24 protein-coding genes are annotated in these 24,278 nt (G+C 30.3%); all 24 read left to right on the top strand.

The features are described 5' to 3' along the window. Positions 1–57 precede the first annotated feature (57 nt). The 24 genes from C1X07_RS05855 (at position 58) to C1X07_RS05740 (ending at position 24,243) form a co-directional block, all read left to right on the top strand. On the top strand, positions 58–1,029 hold the full coding sequence (locus tag C1X07_RS05855; RefSeq protein WP_103069056.1) for a type I phosphomannose isomerase catalytic subunit: 972 nt from the start codon (positions 58–60) through the stop codon (positions 1,027–1,029). Positions 1,030–1,124: 95 nt separating this feature from the next. Next, entirely contained in the window at positions 1,125–2,156 is a 1,032-nt protein-coding gene (gene rfbB, locus C1X07_RS05850; RefSeq protein WP_103069055.1) for a dTDP-glucose 4,6-dehydratase, read from the top strand. Positions 2,157–2,262: 106 nt separating this feature from the next. Next, entirely contained in the window at positions 2,263–3,120 is an 858-nt protein-coding gene (gene rfbA, locus C1X07_RS05845; protein WP_103069054.1) for a glucose-1-phosphate thymidylyltransferase RfbA, read from the top strand. 81 nt (positions 3,121–3,201) lie between these two features. Continuing rightward, positions 3,202–3,747 carry a dTDP-4-dehydrorhamnose 3,5-epimerase gene (gene rfbC / locus C1X07_RS05840; RefSeq protein ID WP_103069053.1) on the top strand — a complete coding sequence of 182 codons (546 nt, stop codon included), beginning with the start codon at positions 3,202–3,204 and terminating at the stop codon, positions 3,745–3,747. 345 nt (positions 3,748–4,092) lie between these two features. After that, a complete protein-coding gene (locus tag C1X07_RS05835) occupies positions 4,093–5,145 on the top strand; it encodes a hypothetical protein (protein ID WP_128755204.1) in 1,053 nt (350 codons plus the stop codon). A gap of 11 nt (positions 5,146–5,156) precedes the next feature. Next, the gene (gene rfbD, locus C1X07_RS05830) at positions 5,157–6,035 is read left to right on the top strand and encodes a dTDP-4-dehydrorhamnose reductase (RefSeq protein ID WP_103069051.1); all 879 of its coding nucleotides are present in this window, start codon (positions 5,157–5,159) and stop codon (positions 6,033–6,035) included. 11 nt (positions 6,036–6,046) lie between these two features. Continuing rightward, positions 6,047–7,063, top strand: coding sequence for a UDP-N-acetylglucosamine 4,6-dehydratase (inverting) (pseB, locus tag C1X07_RS05825; RefSeq protein WP_103069050.1), 1,017 nt, complete (start codon positions 6,047–6,049; stop codon positions 7,061–7,063). Further along, positions 7,063–8,205: a UDP-4-amino-4,6-dideoxy-N-acetyl-beta-L-altrosamine transaminase gene (gene pseC, locus C1X07_RS05820; protein WP_103069049.1), complete on the top strand. Its 1,143-nt coding sequence runs from the start codon at positions 7,063–7,065 to the stop codon at positions 8,203–8,205. The genes pseB and pseC overlap by 1 nt, the downstream gene beginning before the upstream one ends. Further along, positions 8,202–8,729 carry a GNAT family N-acetyltransferase gene (locus tag C1X07_RS05815; protein ID WP_103069048.1) on the top strand — a complete coding sequence of 176 codons (528 nt, stop codon included), beginning with the start codon at positions 8,202–8,204 and terminating at the stop codon, positions 8,727–8,729. Before pseC ends, C1X07_RS05815 begins: the two co-directional genes overlap by 4 nt. Next, positions 8,719–9,594 (top strand): aldo/keto reductase, encoded by an 876-nt coding sequence (locus C1X07_RS05810; RefSeq protein ID WP_103069047.1) that lies wholly within the window; start codon positions 8,719–8,721, stop codon positions 9,592–9,594. The genes C1X07_RS05815 and C1X07_RS05810 overlap by 11 nt, the downstream gene beginning before the upstream one ends. Before the next feature lies 1 nt (position 9,595). Beyond that, positions 9,596–10,363: a cytidylyltransferase domain-containing protein gene (locus tag C1X07_RS05805; RefSeq protein ID WP_103069046.1), complete on the top strand. Its 768-nt coding sequence runs from the start codon at positions 9,596–9,598 to the stop codon at positions 10,361–10,363. Then, positions 10,353–11,642, top strand: coding sequence for an aspartate aminotransferase family protein (locus tag C1X07_RS05800; RefSeq protein ID WP_103069045.1), 1,290 nt, complete (start codon positions 10,353–10,355; stop codon positions 11,640–11,642). Before C1X07_RS05805 ends, C1X07_RS05800 begins: the two co-directional genes overlap by 11 nt. A gap of 2 nt (positions 11,643–11,644) precedes the next feature. After that, on the top strand, positions 11,645–12,658 hold the full coding sequence (gene pseG, locus C1X07_RS05795) for a UDP-2,4-diacetamido-2,4,6-trideoxy-beta-L-altropyranose hydrolase (protein WP_164914102.1): 1,014 nt from the start codon (positions 11,645–11,647) through the stop codon (positions 12,656–12,658). Between the two features lie 47 nt (positions 12,659–12,705). Beyond that, a complete protein-coding gene (locus tag C1X07_RS05790; protein WP_103069043.1) occupies positions 12,706–13,398 on the top strand; it encodes an SDR family NAD(P)-dependent oxidoreductase in 693 nt (230 codons plus the stop codon). Between the two features lie 11 nt (positions 13,399–13,409). Next, positions 13,410–14,120 carry a metallophosphoesterase family protein gene (locus tag C1X07_RS05785; protein ID WP_103069042.1) on the top strand — a complete coding sequence of 237 codons (711 nt, stop codon included), beginning with the start codon at positions 13,410–13,412 and terminating at the stop codon, positions 14,118–14,120. Continuing rightward, positions 14,117–15,058, top strand: coding sequence for an ATP-grasp domain-containing protein (locus tag C1X07_RS05780; RefSeq protein ID WP_103069041.1), 942 nt, complete (start codon positions 14,117–14,119; stop codon positions 15,056–15,058). Before C1X07_RS05785 ends, C1X07_RS05780 begins: the two co-directional genes overlap by 4 nt. A gap of 9 nt (positions 15,059–15,067) precedes the next feature. Next, positions 15,068–16,123 carry a pseudaminic acid synthase gene (pseI, locus tag C1X07_RS05775; RefSeq protein WP_103069040.1) on the top strand — a complete coding sequence of 352 codons (1,056 nt, stop codon included), beginning with the start codon at positions 15,068–15,070 and terminating at the stop codon, positions 16,121–16,123. 14 nt (positions 16,124–16,137) lie between these two features. Continuing rightward, complete coding sequence (locus C1X07_RS05770) at positions 16,138–17,058, top strand: glycosyltransferase (RefSeq protein ID WP_103069039.1); 921 nt, start codon at positions 16,138–16,140, stop codon at positions 17,056–17,058. After that, positions 17,042–17,764: a class I SAM-dependent methyltransferase gene (locus C1X07_RS05765; RefSeq protein ID WP_103069038.1), complete on the top strand. Its 723-nt coding sequence runs from the start codon at positions 17,042–17,044 to the stop codon at positions 17,762–17,764. Before C1X07_RS05770 ends, C1X07_RS05765 begins: the two co-directional genes overlap by 17 nt. Then, positions 17,754–19,472, top strand: a complete 1,719-nt coding sequence (locus tag C1X07_RS05760) for a DUF6044 family protein (RefSeq protein WP_103069037.1) — start codon at positions 17,754–17,756, stop codon at positions 19,470–19,472. Before C1X07_RS05765 ends, C1X07_RS05760 begins: the two co-directional genes overlap by 11 nt. Before the next feature lie 67 nt (positions 19,473–19,539). After that, positions 19,540–20,784, top strand: a complete 1,245-nt coding sequence (locus C1X07_RS05755; RefSeq protein ID WP_103069036.1) for an oligosaccharide flippase family protein — start codon at positions 19,540–19,542, stop codon at positions 20,782–20,784. Next, on the top strand, positions 20,781–21,815 hold the full coding sequence (locus C1X07_RS05750) for a polysialyltransferase family glycosyltransferase (RefSeq protein WP_103069035.1): 1,035 nt from the start codon (positions 20,781–20,783) through the stop codon (positions 21,813–21,815). Before C1X07_RS05755 ends, C1X07_RS05750 begins: the two co-directional genes overlap by 4 nt. Continuing rightward, positions 21,812–23,017 (top strand): O-antigen ligase family protein, encoded by a 1,206-nt coding sequence (locus C1X07_RS05745; protein ID WP_103069034.1) that lies wholly within the window; start codon positions 21,812–21,814, stop codon positions 23,015–23,017. The genes C1X07_RS05750 and C1X07_RS05745 overlap by 4 nt, the downstream gene beginning before the upstream one ends. Then, on the top strand, positions 23,014–24,243 hold the full coding sequence (locus C1X07_RS05740) for an O-antigen ligase family protein (protein WP_103069033.1): 1,230 nt from the start codon (positions 23,014–23,016) through the stop codon (positions 24,241–24,243). Before C1X07_RS05745 ends, C1X07_RS05740 begins: the two co-directional genes overlap by 4 nt. Positions 24,244–24,278 lie beyond the last annotated feature (35 nt).

The raw sequence follows: 24,278 nt of genomic DNA, 5'->3' as shown, positions 1-24,278 counted from the left end.
TAATTCACTCTTAGTACTCATTGTCAAAGCCTATAAAAGAATTATAAAGAAAAAAATATGTTATATCCTTTAAAATTTCGTCCAATTCTAAAAGAGAAAATCTGGGGAGGGAATAAATTAAAAACTATCCTCAATAAGTCAGTATTAGATGAAAATATTGGTGAAAGTTGGGAGATTTCTACAGTAGGTGAGGATATTTCGATAATTTCTAATGGTAGCTTTTCTGGAAAAAAACTTGATGACTTGATTATTGAGTATAAAGAAAGTTTATTAGGCAAAAAGGTGTATGAGGAATTTGGGGATCAATTCCCACTATTAATCAAATTTATTGATGCAAAAGAAGATTTATCTGTTCAACTGCATCCAAATGATGAATTAGCAAAAGAGCGCCATAATTCTTTTGGAAAAACAGAGATGTGGTATGTAGTTCAGGCTGACCCAAAAGCAGAACTGATTGTTGGTTTCAAAACTGATACTTCAAGAAAGGAATATGAAGTTTTTTTGGAAGAAGGAAAAATAACGGAATTGCTCAACTTCGAAAATATTTCTAAAGGAGACAGTTATTTTATTAAAGCAGGTAGAATACATGCTATAGGTGCAGGGTCACTAATTGCAGAGATCCAGCAAACGTCTGATATTACTTATAGAGTATATGATTGGGATCGAAAAGATGCCAATGGTGTTGGAAGAGAGTTGCACACTGATCTAGCGTTGGATGCACTAGATTTTAAAGCCGATAAATCTTTTAAGTTAGATTACGGTAAAGAAAAAAACACTACTAATAAAATGATTTCTTCAAAGTATTTTACCACAAATGCTATTGAGATAAGTGGTAGGTTTGAAAAAGATTATACTAGCTTAGATTCGTTCAAAATTTTAATGTGTGTTGAAGGAAATGGCGAAATCAGTGTTGAGGGCTTTTCCGAAAAAATCTCGTATGGAGAGACGATATTAATTCCGGCAAGTATTAAAAAATTATCTATTATAAGTGACACTCAAGATATGAAACTTTTAGAAGTTTATATCTAAGATACATTATGAAATAAGCATACTTAAGTATTAAATACCAACTGAAATGATTATTATGCGATTCCATCTGACTTCTAAAACAATAAAATAAACAGATGAATAAAAATATATTAATAACAGGAGGAGCAGGGTTTATAGGGTCAAATTATATCAACTATGTTTTAAAAAATTCTGAGTCAAAACTCATTAATCTTGATAAATTAACATATGCCGCTGATCTATCCAACATTGAGACTCCGTTTAATGAAAATTATACTTTTATAGAAGGAGATATATGCGATCAACAGATCGTTGAAAAGATTTTTGAGGAACACAAAATAGATGCAGTAGTACATTTTGCAGCAGAATCTCATGTAGATAATTCTATTTCTGGTCCTAAAGCATTTATAGATACTAATATTGTTGGAACTTTTAATATTCTTAATACAGCGTATAAAACATGGATGAAAGAACCAAATCAGTTAAATTCTGAATTTGATCATGCACGATTTTTACATGTTTCGACAGATGAAGTATACGGAACATTAGGAGAAACAGGTCTTTTTACAGAAGATACTCCCTATGCCCCTAATAGCCCATATAGCGCTTCTAAAGCATCTTCAGACATGTTGGTTAGGAGTTATTTTCATACTTATGGATTGCCCGTAGTAACAACGAATTGTTCAAATAACTATGGACCAAGACAACATAATGAAAAATTAATCCCTACTATTATAAGAAAAGCAATTAATGAAGAAAATATACCCATTTATGGTGATGGTAAAAATATTAGAGATTGGTTGTATGTTTTGGATCACTGTAAAGGAATAGATTTAGCTTTACAGACAGGAAAAGTTGGAGAAACATACAATATTGGTGGTAAAAACGAACGAGAAAACATATATATTGCTACATCGATATGTGAAATTTTGGATTCTATTTCTCCTAGAGCTAATTCTAAATCATATAAAGACCTTATTACCTTTGTTACGGATAGACCTGGTCATGATTATAGATATGCAATTGATGCTACCAAAATTGAAAACCAACTGGGGTGGAGCGCAGAAGAAAATTTTGAATCAGGAATTCTAAAAACAATCAAATGGTATTTGAATAAGTATATTGAAGAGAAATCCGAAAACAGATGACAGATATTTACTAAAATTTTGGATTTCATGATAAACAAGGTGTTTTACTGTTAAAACAAGTAGCTTCTGACTTCGGATACCCGAATTCAGACTTATAAAGAAAGAGATGAAAGGAATAATATTAGCAGGAGGATCAGGGACTCGCTTACACCCGCTTACATTGGCTATTAGCAAGCAGTTAATGCCGGTTTATGACAAACCAATGATCTATTATCCACTCACTACGCTGATTTCTGCAGGGATTAGAGAAATCTTGATTATTTCAACACCTCAGGATCTGCCATTATTCAAAAAGTTGTTAGGTGATGGTAATAGTTATGGTTGTAGGTTTGAATATGCGGTTCAGGATCAACCTAATGGATTAGCAGAAGCCTTTATTATTGGAGAAAAATTTATTGGAGAAGATAAGGTGGCTTTAATACTTGGAGATAATATTTTTTATGGATCCGGTCTAGAGGATCTGTTAGAAAATAATAACAATCCCGATGGTGGAATTATATATGCCTATCATGTACAAGATCCAGAGCGATACGGAGTTGTTGATTTTGACAAAACAGGGAAGGTTACATCTATAGAAGAAAAACCCAAAAAACCTAAATCAAATTATGCCGTTCCAGGAATTTATTTTTATGACAATGAAGTTATAGAAATTGCCAAAACAATATTTCCTAGTGATCGGGGGGAGTTAGAAATAACAGATGTTAATAACGCGTATTTGAAAGCAGGAAAACTAAAAGTAAGTATCTTGGATAAAGGTACAGCTTGGTTGGATACAGGAACGTTTAATTCGCTTATGCAAGCAAGTCAATTTGTTCAGGTTATTGAAGAACGACAAGGGCTTAAAATTGGAGCAATAGAAGAAATGGCTTATAAAAAAGGTTTTATTGATAAGAAGAGACTTCATCAACTAGCAAAACCTTTAGTAAAAAGTGGTTATGGCAAATATTTATTAGAATTGGAGTGATAAAAATGGTTTTTACCCCAACCCTAAAGGGAGAACCATTTTTATATTGAATAACAAAAAAGAGTACAAATAAAAATTAAATTGAAAATAGAAAAAACATACATTGAAGGCTGTTTTGTGGTTAAACCTAAAATTTTTACTGATGATAGAGGTTCTTTTTTTGAGAGCTTTAATCAAGATGTATTTGAAGAGGTTTCTGGATTAAAAGTTGATTTTGTACAAGACAATCAGTCAATTTCAAAAAAAGGAACACTCAGAGGGTTACATTTTCAAAAAGACGAATTTGCGCAAGCTAAGTTGGTTAGAGTGATTAAAGGTGAGGTATTGGATGTTGCGGTAGATTTAAGACCAAATTCTAAAACGTATCTCCAGCATTTCTCAATAATATTAAATGATCAGAATAATTTTCAATTGTTTGTTCCCAGAGGCTTTGCTCACGGATTTATTACATTAAGTGAAAGTGCGACTTTTGCATATAAATGTGATAACTATTACCATAAGTCCTCAGAATCTGGAATTATGTATAATGATCCTGATCTTGCTATTGATTGGAAGCTAAATACATCAGAAATTCAATTATCAGAGAAAGATAGCCATCTTCTGCATGCCAAAGACTTAAAATTGTAAAATGCCAAAAGCATTAAGAAACTTTACCTGATTTTGTTAGATAAACGTTAAGTTTTAAAAAATAACATAAAGTTCATTTTTACTTAAGTTTTTTTACTAATTTGCATTCCTTTCTTTTTACATCGTAAAAAGAAAATTCCTAAAATCTATTTTAGGATAAATACAAGAAATTGTATGTTTTGATTGACGTTTTTCCTACCCTATCGTCAAATATAATATTTCGTTTGATTTTAAAAATAAGATACTCTTTTTAGTGTGTCTGGTGTTTTTTGAATCCGTTACATTATATGGTCTTATTTATAATTTACTCAATTTTGAGCAACAATGCTCTTTAAAAATTAACAGATGACGATGAAAGAAAACACTTCAGAGGAAATCGATTTAGGACAATTATTTATATTGGTTGGAAACGCTTTTAATAGATTTTTCAAGATTATTGGTAATGTCCTTAAAAACATTTTTCACTTAATTATCTTATTCCTTAAGTTTATAAGAACTCATTTATTCAAATTTACTATTGCTACAGTACTTGGTATTGTTGTGGGAGGTTTTTGGGACTATAATTCACAACCCAGATATAGATCTTCAATGATTATTGAACCTAATTTTAATAGTGTTCAACAGTTATATAATAACATAGAGTTTTATAATCAATTAGCCCTACAACATGAAAGTAAAGCACTATCAGAAGCGTTAAGAATTAATGAAAATGAAGCATCACACATAAAAAAAGTTGAAATAGAATCATTTTCTGATGAAACACAACGTATAAAGCAATTCAGTGAATTTATTAGTGGATTAGATTCAATTTCTCAAAAACAGGTAGATTATGAATACTATTTAAAGAACTTTAACGATATCAATGCAAAATTTCATAGAATAAAGATAGAAGCTACTTCTCAGGATATTGCCAAAAGGTGCCAAGTGGCAATTGTAACATCTATAGAAGACAATGAGTATTTTAAATTACAAAAGCAAATAAATGATCATAATATTGCTCTTAAAGATTCGATTATAGAGTCACAACAAGATGAAATCAATGATTTACAAGTGTTTTATAAGAAGATAAAAATTATCGAAGCAGAAAAACCTGAAGGTGTGACAAGTATTAATTTGGCAGAAAACAAACCAAACCAAACATCGGAAATTGAACTGTTAAATCAGGCCAGAAAATTAAAAGACGAAAAGATTGAATTAAACAATGAGAAGGCAAACACAAAGAATACAATCAATGTTATTTCTGAGTTTCCGGATAAAGCAGCATTGGTGAATGATTTTTTAAATAAAAAAATAGTATTAATACCAGTTGTATTTGATACTATATTATTTTTGGCATTAATTCTAATTTTGTTAAATAGATATTTGATAAGATATGATGTTAAAAATAATACGATCTGATAAATTCATAAATGAACGAAAAATCTGAAGTAAAAAATGTTTTGGTTACTGGATCAAATGGACAATTGGGTCAATGCCTGCAAAAAATAGAGGAAAACCATTCAAAGATAGATTTGTTTTTTGCTAATTCAACAATGTTGGATATTACAAACAAAGATAAATTGGAACAATTTTTTAATGATAAAAGAATTGATTATATTATCAATTGTGCGGCATATACAAATGTTGAACAAGCCGAAAAAGAACCAGAATTAGCTTTTATGGTTAATGCAGAAGGGGCTAAGAATTTAGCACAAATTTGTAAAAAACACAATAGTACTCTTGTCCATATATCTACTGATTATGTTTTTGATGGTATGAAAAGATCTCCTTATACAGAAGATGATATTACAAATCCGCTAAATGAGTATGGCAAGTCAAAACTTGTGGGAGAGCGGTACATTGAAGAAATATTGGACAAGTTCTATATCTTGAGAACCTCTTGGTTATACTCTGAATTTGGAAATAATTTTTTTAAGACAATCTTGAAGAAATCTAATACGGAACAAGAATTGACAATTGTAACTTCTGAAACCGGTACTCCAACGAATGCTAATGATTTAGCTGAGTTTATTCTTAGTTTAGTTAAAAACAATAGTCAAAAGTATGGGATTTATCATTTCAGTAACCTTGGTGAAGCTTCTTGGTATGATTTTGCGAGAGAAATCTTAAGGGTATCAGGTAAACTTGATTCGATAATACTAAAAAAAACGGATAATTACCCTACTTTTGCACAAAGACCAAATTATAGTGTACTTTGTAAAGAGAAATGCTTAAGATCCTTTAATTCAGACATTGAAAACTGGAAAAAGTCTTTACAAAAAAACATTAAAACATTTCAAAAAAGATAAAATTTCGAATTATGCTAGATTTAAATGGGAAATCAATCCTTATAACTGGAGGAACAGGTAGTTTTGGAAAAACATTCACTAAACTCATTTTAGAACGATTCCCTCAGGTAAAAAGATTGGTAATATTTTCTAGAGATGAACAGAAACATTTCCAAATGGCAATGAGTTTCCCGGATAGTAAATACCCGGCAATTCGCTATTTTGTAGGAGATGTAAGAGACCAAGGCAGACTAAAAAGAGCGTTTGAAGGGATAGATATTGTAATTCATGCAGCAGCTATGAAACATGTGCATATAGCTGAATATAATCCTATGGAATGTGTAAAAACAAATATACTTGGAGCAGAAAATGTGATTGAAGCCGCTTTAGAAGCTAATGTTGAGAGTGTTGTTGCTCTTTCTACTGATAAAGCTGCTGCCCCAATTAATTTATATGGTGCAACAAAACTAGCTTCGGATAAGTTATTCGTTGCTGCCAATAATATAAAAGGGAAAAGAAAGATTAAGTTTTCTGTAGTTCGTTATGGTAATGTTATGGGGTCTAATGGTTCTGTAATGCCTTTTTTCTTAAAAAAACGAGAAGAAGGTAAATTACCTATTACCGATTCTAGAATGACTCGATTCAATATTAGTTTAGAAGATGGATGCGAAATGGTTTTTAACGCTATTGATAACGCATGGGGAGGAGAGATTTTTGTTCCTAAAATTCCGTCATATAAAATTACAGATGTTGCAAAAGCTATTGCTCCTGAAGCTAAACATGAAATTGTTGGTATCCGTCCAGGCGAAAAATTACATGAAGAAATGATTACAATGTCTGATTCTTTTAATACATGGGACTTAGGTAAGTACTATGCAATTCTTCCTCAGAAACCAATTTTTAATTTGGATGAGTATGTGTCTCGTTTTAACGCAAGTAAAGTGCCTGAAGGATTTTATTATAACTCTGGAGAAAATACGGACTGGGAAACTATAGAAAGCCTAAGAGAACTAGTTAAACAACATGTTGATCCACATTTTATAGCATAATGAAAGCAATACCTTATGGCCGTCAGTCAATAGAAAAAACTGATATTGATGCCGTTATCGAAACGTTACAAGCAGACTTCTTAACCCAAGGTCCGAAAGTTAAAGAATTTGAAGAAAAATTTGCATCTTATGTAGGCTCCAAATATGCCGTGGCGGTTAGTAATGCAACTGCTGGGTTGCATATCTCTGTTTTAGCACTTGGATTAGAACCTGGTGATAGAGTGATTACCACACCAATAACTTTCGCAGCTTCTGCTAATTGCATTAGATACGGAGGAGGTGAAGTTTGGTTTGCTGATATAGATCCAAATACTTATTTACTTTCTATAGAACACACAAAAAGACTTATTGAGAGTAAACCAAAAGGCTTTTTTAAAGGTATTATCCCAGTTGACTTTGGAGGTCTTCCGGTTAATTTACAAGAGTTTAGAGATCTGGCAAATGAACATGATTTATGGGTTATTGAAGATGCGTGCCATGCTCCTGGAGGGTACTTTGTTGATTCTCAAAATATAAAACAAAACTGTGGTAATGGTAATTTTGCAGATGTTGGGATTTTTTCTTTTCATCCTGTTAAACATATAGCCTGTGGAGAAGGAGGAATGATAACAACTAATAACAAAAAGATCTATGATAAACTATTATCATTAAGAACTCACGGGATTACTAAAGAAAATATGTCAGAAAACCATGGTGGGTGGTTTTATGAGATGAAAGAATTAGGATTTAATTATAGATTGACAGATATTCAATCTGCATTAGGAATTACACAGTTGGCAAAGAATAATGTAGGAGTGATAAGAAGAAATGAAATTGCTACAAAGTATAAGAATGCTTTTGAAGGTAAAGTAAAATACCAATCTTTGCCACCAAACACTTACAATGCACATCATTTGTTTGTTATTGAAGTAAATAATAGAAAGGGGTTATATGACTATTTAAGAAATGAAAATATATACGCCCAAATTCACTATATCCCAGTTCATACATTACCATATTATAGAGAAATCGGATATCAAGATGTTGATTTAAGTAATGCAGAGAATTATTATGCCCATTGCATTAGTTTACCAATGTACCCTACGTTATCAGATGAAGAACAAGTATTTGTAATAGAGAAAGTGTTAAGCTTTATAGAATGAAGGCCATTAATTTAGAAACCGAAAGATTGCAACTACACCCCTTATCCTTAAAACACCTCTCGAATGAATATGTTGATTGGTTGAATGATGTGGATGTATATAAATATCTTGAGACAGGAGGAAACTATACTCTTCAAGAATTAGAGAAATATCTTAAGGAGCAAGATGAAAAGAGTATTTTGTTTTGGGCAATTCATCTTAGAGATTCTAATAAGCATATAGGAAATATTAAGATTGATCCAATCGATCCAATCAATAACTCTGGAGAGTATGGAATAATGATGGGAGATAAGAATGAGTGGGGAAAGGGATATGCTAAAGAGGCTTCATTAAGGGTTATAAAGTATTGCTTTGATGAAATAGGGCTCTCGAAAATTACATTAGGGGTTATTGAAAACAATACTTCGGCATTAAGATTATATGAAAAAATAGGGTTTGTTGTTGAATCTTTAAATGAAAATAGTGGAATTTATCAGGGAGAAGTATGTAACTCTATAAGAATGATCAAAGAAAATGATAAATAAACTTATTTTAGGAACTGTTCAATTAGGATTGGATTATGGTATCAATAACCAATCAGGTAAACCTTCTTTAGAGAGCGCGTTCAATATTTTGGAAACTGCTTTTACTAGTGGAATCAGAATATTAGACACAGCAGAAGCATATGGTAATTCTCAAGAGGTCATAGGTAAGTTTCAAAAAGAAAATCCTGACAAAAAATTTAAGATCATTACAAAATTGAACGGGCAACACACATTACAAACTAATGATCTCTTAGATCATATTCTTGAAAACTGTGAAGTTTTAGGAGTTAGTGATCTTTACGGATACATGTTTCACAATTACCAAAGCTTTAAAAATAACACGAGCTTTTATGATGAGATTTTATTAGCTAAAACTAAAGGAATAATCGAGAAAGCAGGAATTTCTCTATATACAAACGGAGAAATTGAAGATATAATTTCTAATTATAGCGATTTTGATTTTATTCAAATACCTTTTAATTTATTTGACAACGAGTCTAAAAGAAAAGAACTATTAGAAAAAGCAAAAGACAAAGGAATTGAAGTCCATACTCGGTCTGTTTTTCTACAAGGTTTGTTTTTTAAGAAGAGTACCGAAGTGCCCAAGAAATTAAATCCTTTACTACCATATTTAAAAACATTAAAAAACATACAAGAAAAGGAAGTCTTAAGTACAGAAGCCCTAGCATTGCAATATGTACTTCAAAAAGAATATATAAATTACGTTTTAATAGGAGTTGAAAGTGTAGAACAGCTACTAAATAATATCAAAATATGTAAAGAAAAAATTAGTTTTCCACACGATGTAATTGATGCTATTCATGTTGTGGAAGATGAATTATTAAACCCTTCAAATTGGAATTAAGATGAAAGTAGTTGTAATTACACAAGCAAGGTCAGGTTCTACAAGATTACCAAATAAAGTTTTAAAAGAAATAGAAGGGAAAACATTGCTTCAAATCCATATTGATAGAATAAGGCAAGCCAAATTAGTTGATGACATTTTTATTGCTACTACAACCAACAAAGAGGATGATCAAATAGAAGAACTAGCAAATCAATTACAGGTAAAGTGTTCTAGAGGAAGCGAAGATGATGTGTTAGATCGTTTTTATCAAGCCGTAAAAAAGGTTAAACCAGATTATATAGTTCGATTGACATCAGATTGTCCATTAATTGATCCAGTCTTGATAGACGAGGTTATTAGAGAAGCTAAAGACAGAAAATTGGACTATTATACTAATGTTTTGAAAGAATTATATCCTGATGGTCAAGATATAGAAGTTTTTACGTTTAATGCTCTGGAAAAAGCTTGGAATGAAACAACTTTAAAATCTGATAGAGAACATGTGACTCCATATATTAGAAATAACTCATCTTATAAAAAAGGAAAATTATTTACATCCGATAATCATTTTATTGATGAAAATTATAATGATGTTAGACTTACAGTTGATGAACAGAAGGATTTTGAGGTAATTGAGAAAATGGTTAGCGCTCTAGGTTTGGATATGGATTGGAAAACATATGCTGATTATTATATGAATAATAAAGAGGTTAATGTTTTAAATAAAAATATTATCCGAAATGAAGGGTATATAAAATCGTTAAAAGAAGATAAGAATGAGCAATAGATATAAAAAATCAGAGGAATTTCTTAAAAGAGCAGAATTAACAGTACCTCTGGGTTCGCAAACATTTAGTAAAAGCAAAACACAACTCCCTATCGGAATCTCTCCCTTTTTTGCTTCAAAAGGGCAAGGAGCCTATATGTGGGATGTAGATGGCAATAAGTATATCGACTTTGTTAATTCTTTGGCGGCCATTACTCTTGGATATAATGATGAAAAAGTCACAAACGCTGTCCAAGAACAATTAAAAAAAGGAACTATTTTTTCTCTGGCTAATGAGTTAGAATTTATGGTTGCAGAAAAAATTTGTGAAATGGTACCTTGTGCAGAACAAGTGAGATTTGGAAAAAATGGTTCTGATGCAACTTCAGGAGCTATTCGAATTGCTAGAGCTTATACAAAAAAAGATTATGTTCTGGTTTGTGGGTATCATGGTTGGCAAGACTGGTATATTGGATCTACAACGCGTAATGAAGGAGTTCCCAAAGCCACACAAGAGTTGACGCATAAGTTCGCGTATAACGATATTAATTCTCTTGAAGAAAAAATCGAAGAACTAAAAGGAAATATAGCTGCAGTAATCATGGAGCCTGTAAACATTGCTTCGCCCAAAGATAACTTTCTTCAAAAAGTTAAAGAATTGACACACAAAGAAGGAGCTGTTTTAATATTTGATGAAACAGTAACCGGATTTAGGTATGCTAATGGAGGAGCGCAAGAATTCTTTGGGGTAACTCCAGATTTAGCCACTTTTGGAAAAGGTTTGGCCAATGGTTATCCAGTTTCTGCAGTGGCTGGTAAAAAAGAAATTATGGCTTTAATGGAAGATGTTTTTTTCTCTTTTACTTTTGGAGGAGAAACATTGTCATTAGCAGCGGCATATGCTACATTATCAACTCTTCAGTCAGAGCCTGTAATACAATCTATATTTAAGATAGGAGAGTATTTGATGGATAATCTAAATGGGTTAATAGCAAAGTATGACTTAGGAAATGTTGTTAGTGTAGAAGGATATCCTTGTTGGTCTTTTTTAGTAATGAAATCAACAGATTGGGCCAACACGGAAGAATTAAAAACACTGTTTATGCAAATTATGTTTGAGCAGGGAATTTTTGCCTTAGGAACTCACAATTTAAGTTATGCTCATACCAAAGAAGATATAGATAAATTAATGGATGCGTATACCGTATTTTTTGATGCATTAATAGAAGTCAAACAAGATAAAAATATTCAGACGATTTTAAAATCAAAACCGTTAGTTCCTCTATTTAAAGTAAGATAGTTTTGAAAAAGAAGATTATTTTTAGAGCAGACGGTAATACAATAACAGGTTTAGGTCATCTATATCGTTTATTCGCCCTTGTAGAGATATTTAAAGAAAGTTATGAGTATGTGTATATAACACGTTCTTCATCGAATGCAGAAGTAATTCCCCAAGAGTACCCTTTAACTCTTATTAACGATGACGAAGTTGATTTTTTGAAGGAACCCGTTTGGCTTGCTGATAACTTTAGTCCCAATGAATATATTATTATTGCAGATGGCTATCATTTTAGAGCGTCTTATCAAAAAAAAATAAAAGAATTTGGCTTTTCTTTAATCTATATAGATGATTTGGCAGAAGAGCATATGTACGCAGATGTTGTAGTTAACCATTCTTCTTCCTATACAACTTCAGATTATAATCATGAAGAGTATACAAAGTTTGCATTAGGAACTGAGTATGCATTACTAAGACCATCTTTTATAGAAATAGCTAAAGGAAAAAAATTGATAACGCATATAGATGAAGCCTTTGTTTGTTTTGGAGGGGCAGATAAGTTCAATTTTTCTCTACAAGCGACCAAAGTACTGCTCGAAATTGACCAAATTAAGAAAATACATATTGTTTTAGGGGCAGCATATGATGATGACCAAATTAATCGATTACAACAAAACTATCCAACTAAAATAAAAATATACAGAAACCTGTCAGAGTTTGAATTAATAGATGTAATGAAAATATGTAATTTGGCTATTGCCCCAACAAGCACAATTTTATACGAACTTATATGTGTGAAAATGCCAATTATTTCAGGTTATTTTGTCGATAATCAAAAAGCAGTATATCATTGGTTTAATAAGAATAAATGTTTTTATGGAATAGATGACTTCTGTAATTTCAATTTTAATAACTTAAAAGATATAATTGTAAAATTTACTGATGTATCTTTGTTAAAGTCATATACAGACAATCAAGCTAAATGTATAGATGGAAATCAAAAAAAAAGATTTCTAGAATTATTAATGACTATATAAACGAAGTTTGTTTTTAAAAAAAATATGTGTTTCTGAAAATCTGAAATATGAAACTGGTACTTATCACAGGAATAAATAAAGGGCTTGGAGAAGCCCTGTTCAATCATCTTATTACTAATGGTAATTATAGAATAATTGGGATTTCTAGAGGAATAACACAAAAACAACAAGAATTGCTTAAAGAGGGTAAATTTATCTATGTAAAAATGGATTTGCTTGATCTGAATAATCCCGAACAAGATTTGAAAATTTTAGAATTTCTTGATAAAGCAGAAGAAGTATTTTATATAAATAACGCAGCAACTATTAGCCCTATTAACAAAATAGGAGCCTTTAAGAATAATGAAATAAAGCAATTGTTACATCTAAATACATTTGTTCCCATTGTTATAACCAATTATCTTTTCAGAGAAGCTTCAGGTAAAAAGATATCTATTATAAACATTTCTAGTGGGGCCGCTAACTCGCCTATTGTAGGGTGGAGTTTGTATTGTGCTTCCAAAGCTGCTAATGAGATGTTCTTTAGAACACTAAAGGCGCAAGAAGAAGAAAATATCAAAATTAATGTTGTAAGTATTGATCCTGGTGTGGTTGACTCAGGAATGCAGGGAATAATTAGAACAGTAGATGATAGTGTTTTTCCTAGAGTTAATGATTTTATTGAATTAAAAAACAAAAATGAATTACAAACTCCTGAAGCAGCAGCCTTAAAAATTATTAAACAGGCTAATCTGGTTTAGCGTTAAATATTATGAAAATAGCTATTCTATCTGATATTCACGGTAATATTGACGCTTTGAAAGCTGTAGTGGAACAGATGAAAAAACAAAAAGTTGACAAAGTTTTTTCTTTAGGAGATCATTTGGGATATTACGATGGAGCAATTGAAGTTTTTGATGAGATAAAGAAATGGGATCATCATATGATCTCAGGAAATCATGAAAGAGTATTTTTAAATTTTCTAAAAGAGAATGAGAAATATAGAGAAAACATAATAGCAAAGTACGGAAGTAGTTATTTGAGTTATGAAAAGGAGTTTAGTAGGGATTTAATTTATGAAATATCGAAACTTCCAACTGAAAAAGAAGTAGTTGTCGATAATATTCGTTTTTTATTATGTCATGGTTCACCTTTGGATAAGGATCAGTATATCTATCCAGATGTAGAAAAGAATATTTTAGAAAATTGCGATTCTAAGGACTATGATTTTGTGTTTATGGGACATACGCATTACCCAATGATGTATAAAGGCAAAAATGCACTACTTATAAATGTTGGTTCAATAGGTCAGGCAAGAACTACTGGCGGAATTGCAAATTGGGGAATAATCAATACAGAAAATAAAGTATACACGCCTTTCAGCACACCTTATGATGTAACCAAGTTAGAAGAAAGGTTAAAAGAGAACAAAGAAAGAGATTATTTATATAAAATTCTAAGAAGAAATAATAGCACATTATGAAATTGAATGTATTAGTTACTGGTTGTGGAGGTGATATAGGGCAAAGTATTGGGAAAATACTAAACGAAAATGAAAATATAGATTATTTGATGGGGTGTGATATCTCTGATAAAAATGCAGGTCAATTTATTTATAAAAACTTTTTTTTAGGATTACCATACACACATAAAGATTACTTAACAAAGATTGAACAAGTTGTTGAGGATAACAATATTGATTTGATAATACCTATTTCTGAGCCAGAACTACGTTTTTTTTCAAAATCGAAGATATTAGACAAAATTGGATCAGCCAGAATGGTTTGTGCTAACGAATCTTCTTTAGAGATAGGTTTTGATAAACTTAAAACTGCAAATTTTCTGAAAGAAAATAATCTTCCTTTTCCAGATACCCAGTTAATAGAAAGTTATCCAGGTCAAGAGAACTTTCCTGTGATTGTTAAATCAAGAACAGGTTCTGGATCATCAAAGGTGAATATAGTAAAAGATAGTTTTGAGTTTAACTACTTAAAAAATAAACATAAAGATTATATTGTTCAAGAGTATTTGTCTTCTGAGCAAGGAGAATATACATGTGGTTTATTTAGAAGCAAAAAAGGAGAAATAAGAAGTATTATTCTTAAACGTGAACTAACAGGAGGATATAGTGGTTATGGAGAAGTGGTTTCTAACATTGAAATATCAGAACTTCTGAAAAAAATTGCAGAAAAATTACATCTTGTAGGGAGTATCAATGTTCAATTAAGATTAACCTCTAAAGGACCTGTAGTTTTTGAAATCAATCCTAGATTTTCTAGTACCGTTTTATTTAGACACATGTTTGGATTTAAAGATTTATTGTGGTCTATTGAAGACAAAATGGGGCAAGGTATATCACCTTATGAAGAAGTAGCAGAAGGGAAACAGTTTTATAAAGGATTTAATGAATACATCTCTTAATCGATAATTATGAAAGAATTTTATATTGGAAATAAAAAGATTGGCGGAGATGCCCCTTGTTTTATTATAGCAGAACTTTCTGCAAACCACGGAGGAAAGATTGATATTGCAATTCAGAGCATAAGAGAAGCAAAAAAAACAGGAGCAGATGCAATAAAGTTACAAACGTTTACTCCTGATACAATAACCATAGATTCCAAAAGACCAGAATTTTTTATAGATCACGGTACCATGTGGGATGGAAGATATCTTTATGATTTATATCAAGAAACTTTTTTACCTCGAGAATGGCATAAAAAACTTTTTGAGGTGGCAAAGGAAGAAGGGTTGGTTTGTTTTTCCTCTCCTTTTGACGTGACAGCTGTAGATTTTTTAGAGAATTTGGATGCACCTGCCTATAAAATTGCATCTCCAGAAATTTTGGATATACCTTTAATCGAAAAATGTGCAAGAACAGGAAAACCAATTATTATTAGTACAGGTATCGCTACTATTTCAGATATTGAACTTGCGGTTAATACCTGTAGGAATGTTGGGAATGATAATATTGTTTTGCTAAAGTGTACAACCTCTTATCCAGCACCTATCGAAGATGCCAATTTAAAAACATTAAATAATCTGGCAGAGACTTTTGATGTTATACCTGGACTATCTGATCATACACTTGGCACTGTAGTACCGACAGTTTCTGTTGCTCTAGGAGCCAAAGTGATAGAAAAACACTTTATTATGGATAAGTCTATTGGAGGCGCGGATGCTGCGTTTTCATTGGATGTTAGTGAATTTACAGAAATGGTAACTTCTGTTCGAAATGCTGAAAAGGCAATAGGGAAGGTTTCCTATAATATTGGAGGGAAAGCATCAAATTTATCTAAATTAGCTTCTCGTTCTCTCTTTATTGTTAAGGATGTTGAAAAAGGAGAAGTATTAACGGAGGATAATGTTAAATCAATTCGACCAGGTAATGGAATACATCCTAAATATTATAATGAGATATTAGGTAAAAAATTTAGCGACTCCTTTGAAAAAGGAACTCCAGTATCATGGGAAAAGCTATCATTATAAAACCTTAAGTAAAAATGGATGAGAAATATTACATTATATCCCCATGTTTTAATGAAGAGGAAGTAATTGAAACGTTTCTTAAGGAAATAGAATCAAAGCTATCTGACACTAATAAATTTTTTACAGTAATAGTAGTGGATGACGCTTCGGTTGATTCTAGCTTGAACATTCTCCAGAACTTTCAATTCAGCTCTTCAAGGTTTAGTTTAAAAGTAATTCGCCTTAATTTTAATATGGGACATCAGGAAGCGATAAATATCGGGCTTAATTATGCTTATAAGTATAAAGAAGATATGAAGGGAGCTATTATTATGGATAGCGATGGAGAGGATGACCCTAATGCTATAAAAGAATTATTGAAACTAAAGGATTTCGATATTGTTTTTGTAAGTAGAGGAAAACGAAAAGATGGATTTGTCTTTAAAACTGGTTACTTTTTGTATAAAATATTATTTAGATTAATTATTGGAAAGAGTATAACTTTTGGAAACTACTCTCTAATTAGCCCCAAGGTTCTTTTTGCAATTCATAATCAGCGTTTTTTGCACTATGCCGCGTTTTTGTCAAAGCAGAAATTTGATATTATAAAAATTCGCTTTGATAGGCAAAGAAGAATTGATGGAAAATCAAAGATGAATCATAAAGGATTGATTTTTCACGGGCTTTCTTCCCTTATTGAATATTCTGAAGAAATTCTATTCTTTTTAATTAGATTCTTTTTTGTAATGTTCTTTTTTGCCATAACATTAGGAGGGTATGTATTATACTCTAAATTTATTTTAAATAATGCCATCTTAGGATGGGCTAGCTCTGTTGGATCAAGTATACTTATTGTTTGTGTTTTAATAATTAGTACGGTTATTATTGGGTTACTGTTATTATCTATTAAAAAGTCAATGTTTTATAATATTAAATCATATGAAGAAATTAGGTGAGCATTCTGAGTATATTGGAGATGAATTACAGTTGTTTAAAAATGCTGTAAATTGGAAATCTTACTTTTCAAGTAAAATAAGACCATATATAGAGGGAGATGTTTTAGAAGTTGGGGCAGGTATAGGTATAAACACTAGGTTTCTGGCAAAAGAAAAACAGAAAATAAGCTCGTGGTCTTTATTAGAACCAGACGCAAATTTGGCTTCAGAAATTAAGTCCAATATAGATTCCTTAAAAATAAATAAAACTTCTGTAATCAATGGAACTATAGATGATTTAAAAGATCATAGGTACGATACTATTGTTTATATTGATGTTTTAGAACACATTGAAGATGCTGTTATGGAAATAAAGAAAGCAAAGCAATGTCTTAAACCGAATGGGAAACTTATTATTCTTGTTCCTACTTATAATTTTTTGTTTAGTGATTTTGATAAACGAATTGGACATTATCGACGATATAATAAATCATTATTACTGCGGCAAGTCAATGACGAACTAAGTTTAGAAAAATTGTTTTATTTAGATTCAATGGGTTTTTTTGCATCACTAGCCAATAAACTCTTCTTAAAAAAAGAATTACCTAGTTTGGGAGATATAAAATTTTGGGATAATTATATAGTTAGATTATCTGTCGTATTTGATGTATTATTTTTTAAAGTATTCGGAAAATCTTTAATAGGAATTTTTAAAAATGAAAAATAGTAGAAAATACTTTCTTTTTGGATTACTTTTTATACTAATTCCTTATGTGTTTTGGTTTTTTTTGGGAGAGGAATCTTATATTCTAATACATGATAATTTAGATGGAGAATTAGTTTACATTAAAAAAATTATTGAACAAAACATGACCCTTAATCTAGGGTTTCAAAATGAGATAGAGGGTATTATGAATGGTCTCCCTCGAGGCTTACTCAGAAGTGGACTTAATATTACATTTCTCATTTTTGCTATACTTTCTCCGGTATATGCCTATTTGGTTAATCATTTGCTTGTTCATGTAATTGGTTATCTAGGGATGTTCTTGCTACTAAAAAGATTCTTTATTAAAGAAAATAACGGAGTAGTCGTGATAATTTCCATCTGTTTTGGATTTATATCGTATTACCATATACAATACGGAATCTCAATTTCCGGGCAACCTTTGTTATTGTTTTCTTTTTTGAACTTACTTTACAATAGGCAGAAATGGTATGATTGGTTGATTATTATAGTATTCCCTTTTTATTCTTTTATTGTTGTTACCCTACCGTTTATTATTCCTTTCCTTATACTCATAGGGGGAGTGTACTATTATAACAATCGGGTTTTTCCAAAAACGTTTGCTGTAGGGATATTATTCTTATGTCTTATTAATGTTTTTGTAGAAATTCAACTTATATATTCCACTTTTTTTAGGGGTGATATCATTTCTCATAGGGTAGAATGGAATAATTTTATTATGTCGGGAGAACCTTCTTTAAAAAGTATTTATAATACTATCCTTACTTATTTAAAAGCAACTCATTACCATTCTGGAGTTTTGGATGTTAGACCGATAATTGCATTATTTTTTCTGGGACTATTGTTTTTTAAACTTAAGTTTACTCGAGAAATCAAAATAGTGGGAGCTAGCATTTTGTTTATAATATTATGGGTAGGGCTTAATTCTTCTTTAACTTTTATGTTTAAAGAAATTAATTTTCTGAGAAGCTTTAATTCTGAGAGATTTTATTTTTTATTGCCTTTTTTGTGGTTATTGTTTCTTGCTCTTGTAATTGATAACCTTAGGTCCAGATTTCATATTCATAAGATAGTTAGTGTCGTGACTGTTTTATTTTGTTTGTTTAGTATTTTCGAAAAGAACAAAGAATATATAAACAACACAAAGATTTTACTTAAAACTCCAATAGAAGAACCAAATTTCAGAGAGTTTTTTGCAGAAGATTTATTTGGTGATATAAAAACCTATTTAGGAGAAAATGAAATTGAAAATCATAATTTTTTAAGCTTAGGAATTTTCCCCAATGTAGCGCAATATCATGGTTTTAATACTCTAGATAGTTATCAAAATAATTACCTGTTGTCCTATAAACATCAGTTTCGAAAAATAATTCAAGAAGAGTTAGAAAAGAATAAAGGGAATCAAAAATATTTTGATTTTTGGGGAAGCCGATGTTATTTGTTTTCTTCAGAAATAGGGAGAAGATATATTATAAACAAAGAAGCAGGATACACTATCAAAAACTTATCCTTAAACTCAGAGCAATTTAAAGTAATGAATGGTAAATACCTAATTTCATCAGTACCCATCATGAACCATGACGATATTGATTTTAAGTTTTTAAAATCCTTCAGTAATTCAAAATCCTTTTGGAAACTTTATTTGTATGTTTTAGATGAAAAACATCAAAAAACACAAGAAAAAACATGAGCTTAGGATTAGATATAAAGATTAGACAATTTATGCGTAAAAAGGATTTGGTTATGAAAAATGGACAATGAAAATATCTAAATCTATATTTAACAAAGGACTGGTGCTTTTTTTGAAAGTATTTTCAATGGGGATAAAATTCCTTTTTTTCACTATTTTTCTTCCTAAAAAAATGCTGGTTGCTGATTATGGGGATCTAAGCCTCTTGGTTACCACAATTACTTTTTTCATATACTTAGTTGGTTTTGACTTCTATAATTATGCCCATCGTGACTTCATAAGTGATAGCCAGGAGAAAATTGCCTTAAAACTTTTTAATCAATTAGTATTTAGTCTTCTTCTCTTTATTGTGTCATTTCCACTTTTCTATGTGTCGATGTCGTATAATAACTTGCCATATATTTTTATAGTATATCTATTACTGTTTACTGAATATTTTGGGCAAGAATTGTATAGGTTATTAGTGCTTTTTTCAAGACCCGTTTTGGCTAATTTTATTATGTTTTTTAGGTCGAGTTTTTGGATTATTGTATTAGTATTAATTAGTAGATATAATGAGGACTCAATCGAGATCTTTGATATTATCACTTATTGGTTATTTAGCAATGTAATACTGGTTCTATTATGCTTTGTTCTAACTTTTAGTTTTGGATATGTAAATTTGAAAGAGTTGTATATTGATAGAACCTGGATAACCAAAGGATTTTTGATTAGTATTCCCTTCTTGTTAAGTACTATTACTTTAAAAATAATTGAACTTTCTGATCGGTATATTATTGGTTATTTCTATTCTAATATAGAGGTAGGAATTTATTCATTTTACGCCAATATTTCTAATAGTCTTAATGTTGTAATTAATACGGCAGTTGTAATTATGCTATACCCAAAAATACTTAAGGCTTTTAAAGAGAATGACAAAGCAAAACTAAAAGTACTAATTCGATCTTATAAGAAAGAAATGATTATTTTTCTGAGTATATCGGTAATACTACTGCTGGTCTTTTTGCACCCAGTATTAAATTGGATTGGCAAATCAGAATATAGTACAGAGTTGGATACCTACGTTATCTTACTTTTGGCTAACGTATTTTTTAACCTTTCTTTAATTCCACATATAATTTTGTACGCACTTCATAAGGATAGTTACCTTATAAAACCTGTTATTTATGCATGTATTATTAATGTAGTTTTAAATTTTATTCTATTACCTAATTTAGGTTTAATTGGAGCTGGAATTTCTACCTTTGCAAGCTTTTTCTTAATTTTTGTAATGAAATTTCTTTACGTAAAGAAATTAAAATTGGATATATGACTAAAGTAAATTTGTTTCTACCTATTACGCCATATACTTTGACTATTTCTGAGAATTTAATAGCTAAGAAATTTCATTTGGATGATGAATACGAAAATATTTTGATTAACCCTCATGGGCTTTCCTATAATCCCGTGTTTTGGAATCAAGTATATTTTGAAGAAGCTTCGAGGGAGGTAAGCGAAAACAAAATTCAACGTTATATTAATTTTGCGCAACAAATTATTACCTTTTTAAAAGTATATAGGAAAATAAAATACATGAAAAATATAGAGCTAAATTTCTTCTATGTGGATTTAGCTCATGTGTTAACTAACGCTATTTTCTTTAATTTTAAAAAAATTAAAGAAAGATTTATCATTGAAGATGGTCTGCTTAATTATTATAAAGTTACTTTGGACGGGAAAATGCTAGGGAAACAAAGTGTTAACTATTTTCTTGGAGTTTTAGGGTTACGGACTCAAAATTTTGATGGGCATATTACAGGAGTTGAAATGAAGGAAGTTAATGGGCAATATGTATTTTTTCCAAAACTAGCTAATAGACCCCAAAAAAGTTTGGTGATTCCATATGAATCTTTCTCTTATCAAAAAAGAGGAAATGTTTTGATAATAGGACAGGAACCAATTATTAATTTTATTCCTATCTCAGGTTATAAACAATCTTTAGAAATTATTATTAAAGATTTTAAAACCACTCCTGATTTACAAAAAGTATATTATAAACCTCATCACCACGGAAAAAAAGATTTGGTAAAGGATTTCTTGAAACGAGAATTAAGGGAAAAACTAGTGTTAATTGAAGATAAATCCCCAATTCATAGTATAGTACAAAACATAGAACCATCAGTTGTTATTTCTTTTGGATCAACAGCTTCCTTAAACTTAAAACTGGTTTTACCTACTTTTGTCGAAAGTTGGGTTTATCTAATTAGAGATGAAAAATTACCTAAGAATGAAAAAATGGAAGATTTATTTATTAGGACAGGAATAAAAATGAAAGAACTGTTTTTAGAAAAACTGTCAAAATGAAAATAAACATTGCAAAGGCGTCTTTAACAACATTATTGTTGTCATTCCCATTTAACTTTATTGTGTTGAGCGGAATGGGAAATATCTATTTGTCGACTTTAATGGTTTTATTTCAGTTTTTGGTTATGTTGGTATTAACCAAAGGAAGATTAGTTAATAATAATATTACGCTTATTGCTGTACTTGTTTTTAGTCTAGTTTTTTTTAGTACAGGTATTAATATCCTTTCTAATAAGATGTTAATAAATGAACAAATTACTAAAACTGTAATTTATTTTCAAAATGTATTAGCCTTAATACTTATGACATATTACATAAGGGCTTTAAGCTTAAAATATATTCTCAATTTGTTTTTAGTCATTGTTATTTTTGTTAGCCTCAGGGTGTTTCTAGAAGAACCAGACCATGTTTTTAGACTTAGTGTACTCTGGGGAGAAAGAATTGAAGCAGAGTTTGTGGCTGGGGTTAATACGTTTGCTATATTTAATGGTCTAGGACTCGTAATTAGTTTTTTTTATTTGAAGAAAAAAAGCCTAAGGATTTTTCTTTGCCTTTTATTTTTACTTATCATATTATTAACCATGTCCAGAGGAGCTTTAATCGCGGCTGTTTTTACACTATTCATAACTGCTCTATATGATGTTAAAAGAGAAACGTTTAATGCTATTATAAAATATTCGGTTATAGGGGTAATTGCCGGAATGGCAATTTTAATCTTTTCAGGAAAAATGGATGAAATAGTATACCAGTTAAATACTCGATTTTTAAGCTTTTTGGATGGAAAAACTTCTTTGGATACTTTTTTTGCTGGAAGAGGAACATTAATAGGTTATGTTTTTAACGAATTTATTAACTCTTCTATTTTTCAAATGCTATTTGGTCACGGCAATGGCAGTATGGATTTTACTATTCCAGAAACAGGGCAGGAATTTGAAACTTCTCATTTGGTAGTATTTGATATTTTATATAGGAATGGTCTTGTACTAACACTACTATATTTGTATTTGTTATTTGTTATTTTATATAGATTTTTGAAAAGAAGAAAAAGGGAAAAAATTGTATTGTTTGGACTATTTGTATTTTTCCATTTAGAACTCTTAGTGAACCCAATGATTTTTTCTGCACAGTCTGGTTGGTTATATTCTCTTTTTTTAATCTTATTTATAAAACAAGATAAATTAAATTTTAACGAAGAAAGATGAAGTTTATTAAGACTAAAAAAGAATTTATATTACCTTTCCTCATTTCGGCATTACCAATAGTTGCTGTATTTTGTTCTGAAAAAATTCTTTCACCATTTATATTTTTTGTAGTCTTCACTGCTTTGTTTGAAAAAAACAAGCTTTCAAATTTTAGAAAAAACAAACTCTTTTTGAAGCCTTATTTGATATTTGTGATATTCTGTGTGATTGCTTCAATATTATCTAGCGATTTTTTTAGTTCGATAAAAGCTTTGGAACGCTATATTTCCTTGATTTTAATTCCCATTGTTCTCTTTTCTTCTGATTTAACAGAAAAAAGAACACGATTTGTTTTACAATCTTATGTCCTAATAATGCTTCTGGTTTCATTGTTTTCTGTTGGAAAGCTCATTTGGTTTGTTTATACTTTCGAGGACTGGATTGAAGTTATGAGAGGTGTGAATAAAAATGACACTTATTTACAGTTTAAATACCCTCATTTAATGTGGGATGTACATCCTTCTTATTGGAGCTATTTAATTATAATTGTTAATATAATATTGTTAGGAAGTAAAAATTGTTTTAGTAAACTTTTCGGAAAACACATAACAATTCTTCTATTGCTTGCGTTTAATATTAATCTATTTTATTTGGCAGCCAGAATTCCATTGTTAGTGAACCTTTGTGTCCATTTAATCTACATTACTTTTTATTTTAGAAAAAATACGAAATATTTATTGGCAACTTATGCAATAGTTTTATTAATTCTTGTTGTTACCTATTTCCAATTACCTTTTCTAAGGTATAAAATTGAACATATAAAAAGTGATGAAAGGTTTTTCTTATGGCCAATAGTATACGAAAATGCTAAGGCGAATTATTTTGTATGGGGAGAAGGGTTTGGATTAGGAGGAAAGTTTATTAAAAACAAGTTAACAACAATTAGTGACATAAGAACGCAATACAAGGGTAATGAGATTCATAACCAATATTTAACGATGCTTTTAGAAACGGGTATTTTAGGAGTATTTATGCTATTATATGTTTATATAAAGCCAGCATTTACTTTTGTAGAAAAGCATAAAAAAACCCTTTCTCTTTCTATGATTTCTCTTTGCCTTTTGGTTATATTAGCTTCAACAATAGAACCTTTTTTCAGAGTTATAAAGGGAATTGTTATTTTTGCAGTTTTTAGCGCGTTGTTTCGATTAGCACATGAACAAAAAAGGGTTAGAACCAAAATATAACAATTAAGAAGAATAAGAATAAATAAAGTTTTATT

Source organism: Aquimarina sediminis, assembly GCF_002895435.1.
GTDB lineage: Bacteria > Bacteroidota > Bacteroidia > Flavobacteriales > Flavobacteriaceae > Aquimarina > Aquimarina sediminis.
This window is presented reverse-complemented; position numbering and strand designations above follow the sequence as displayed.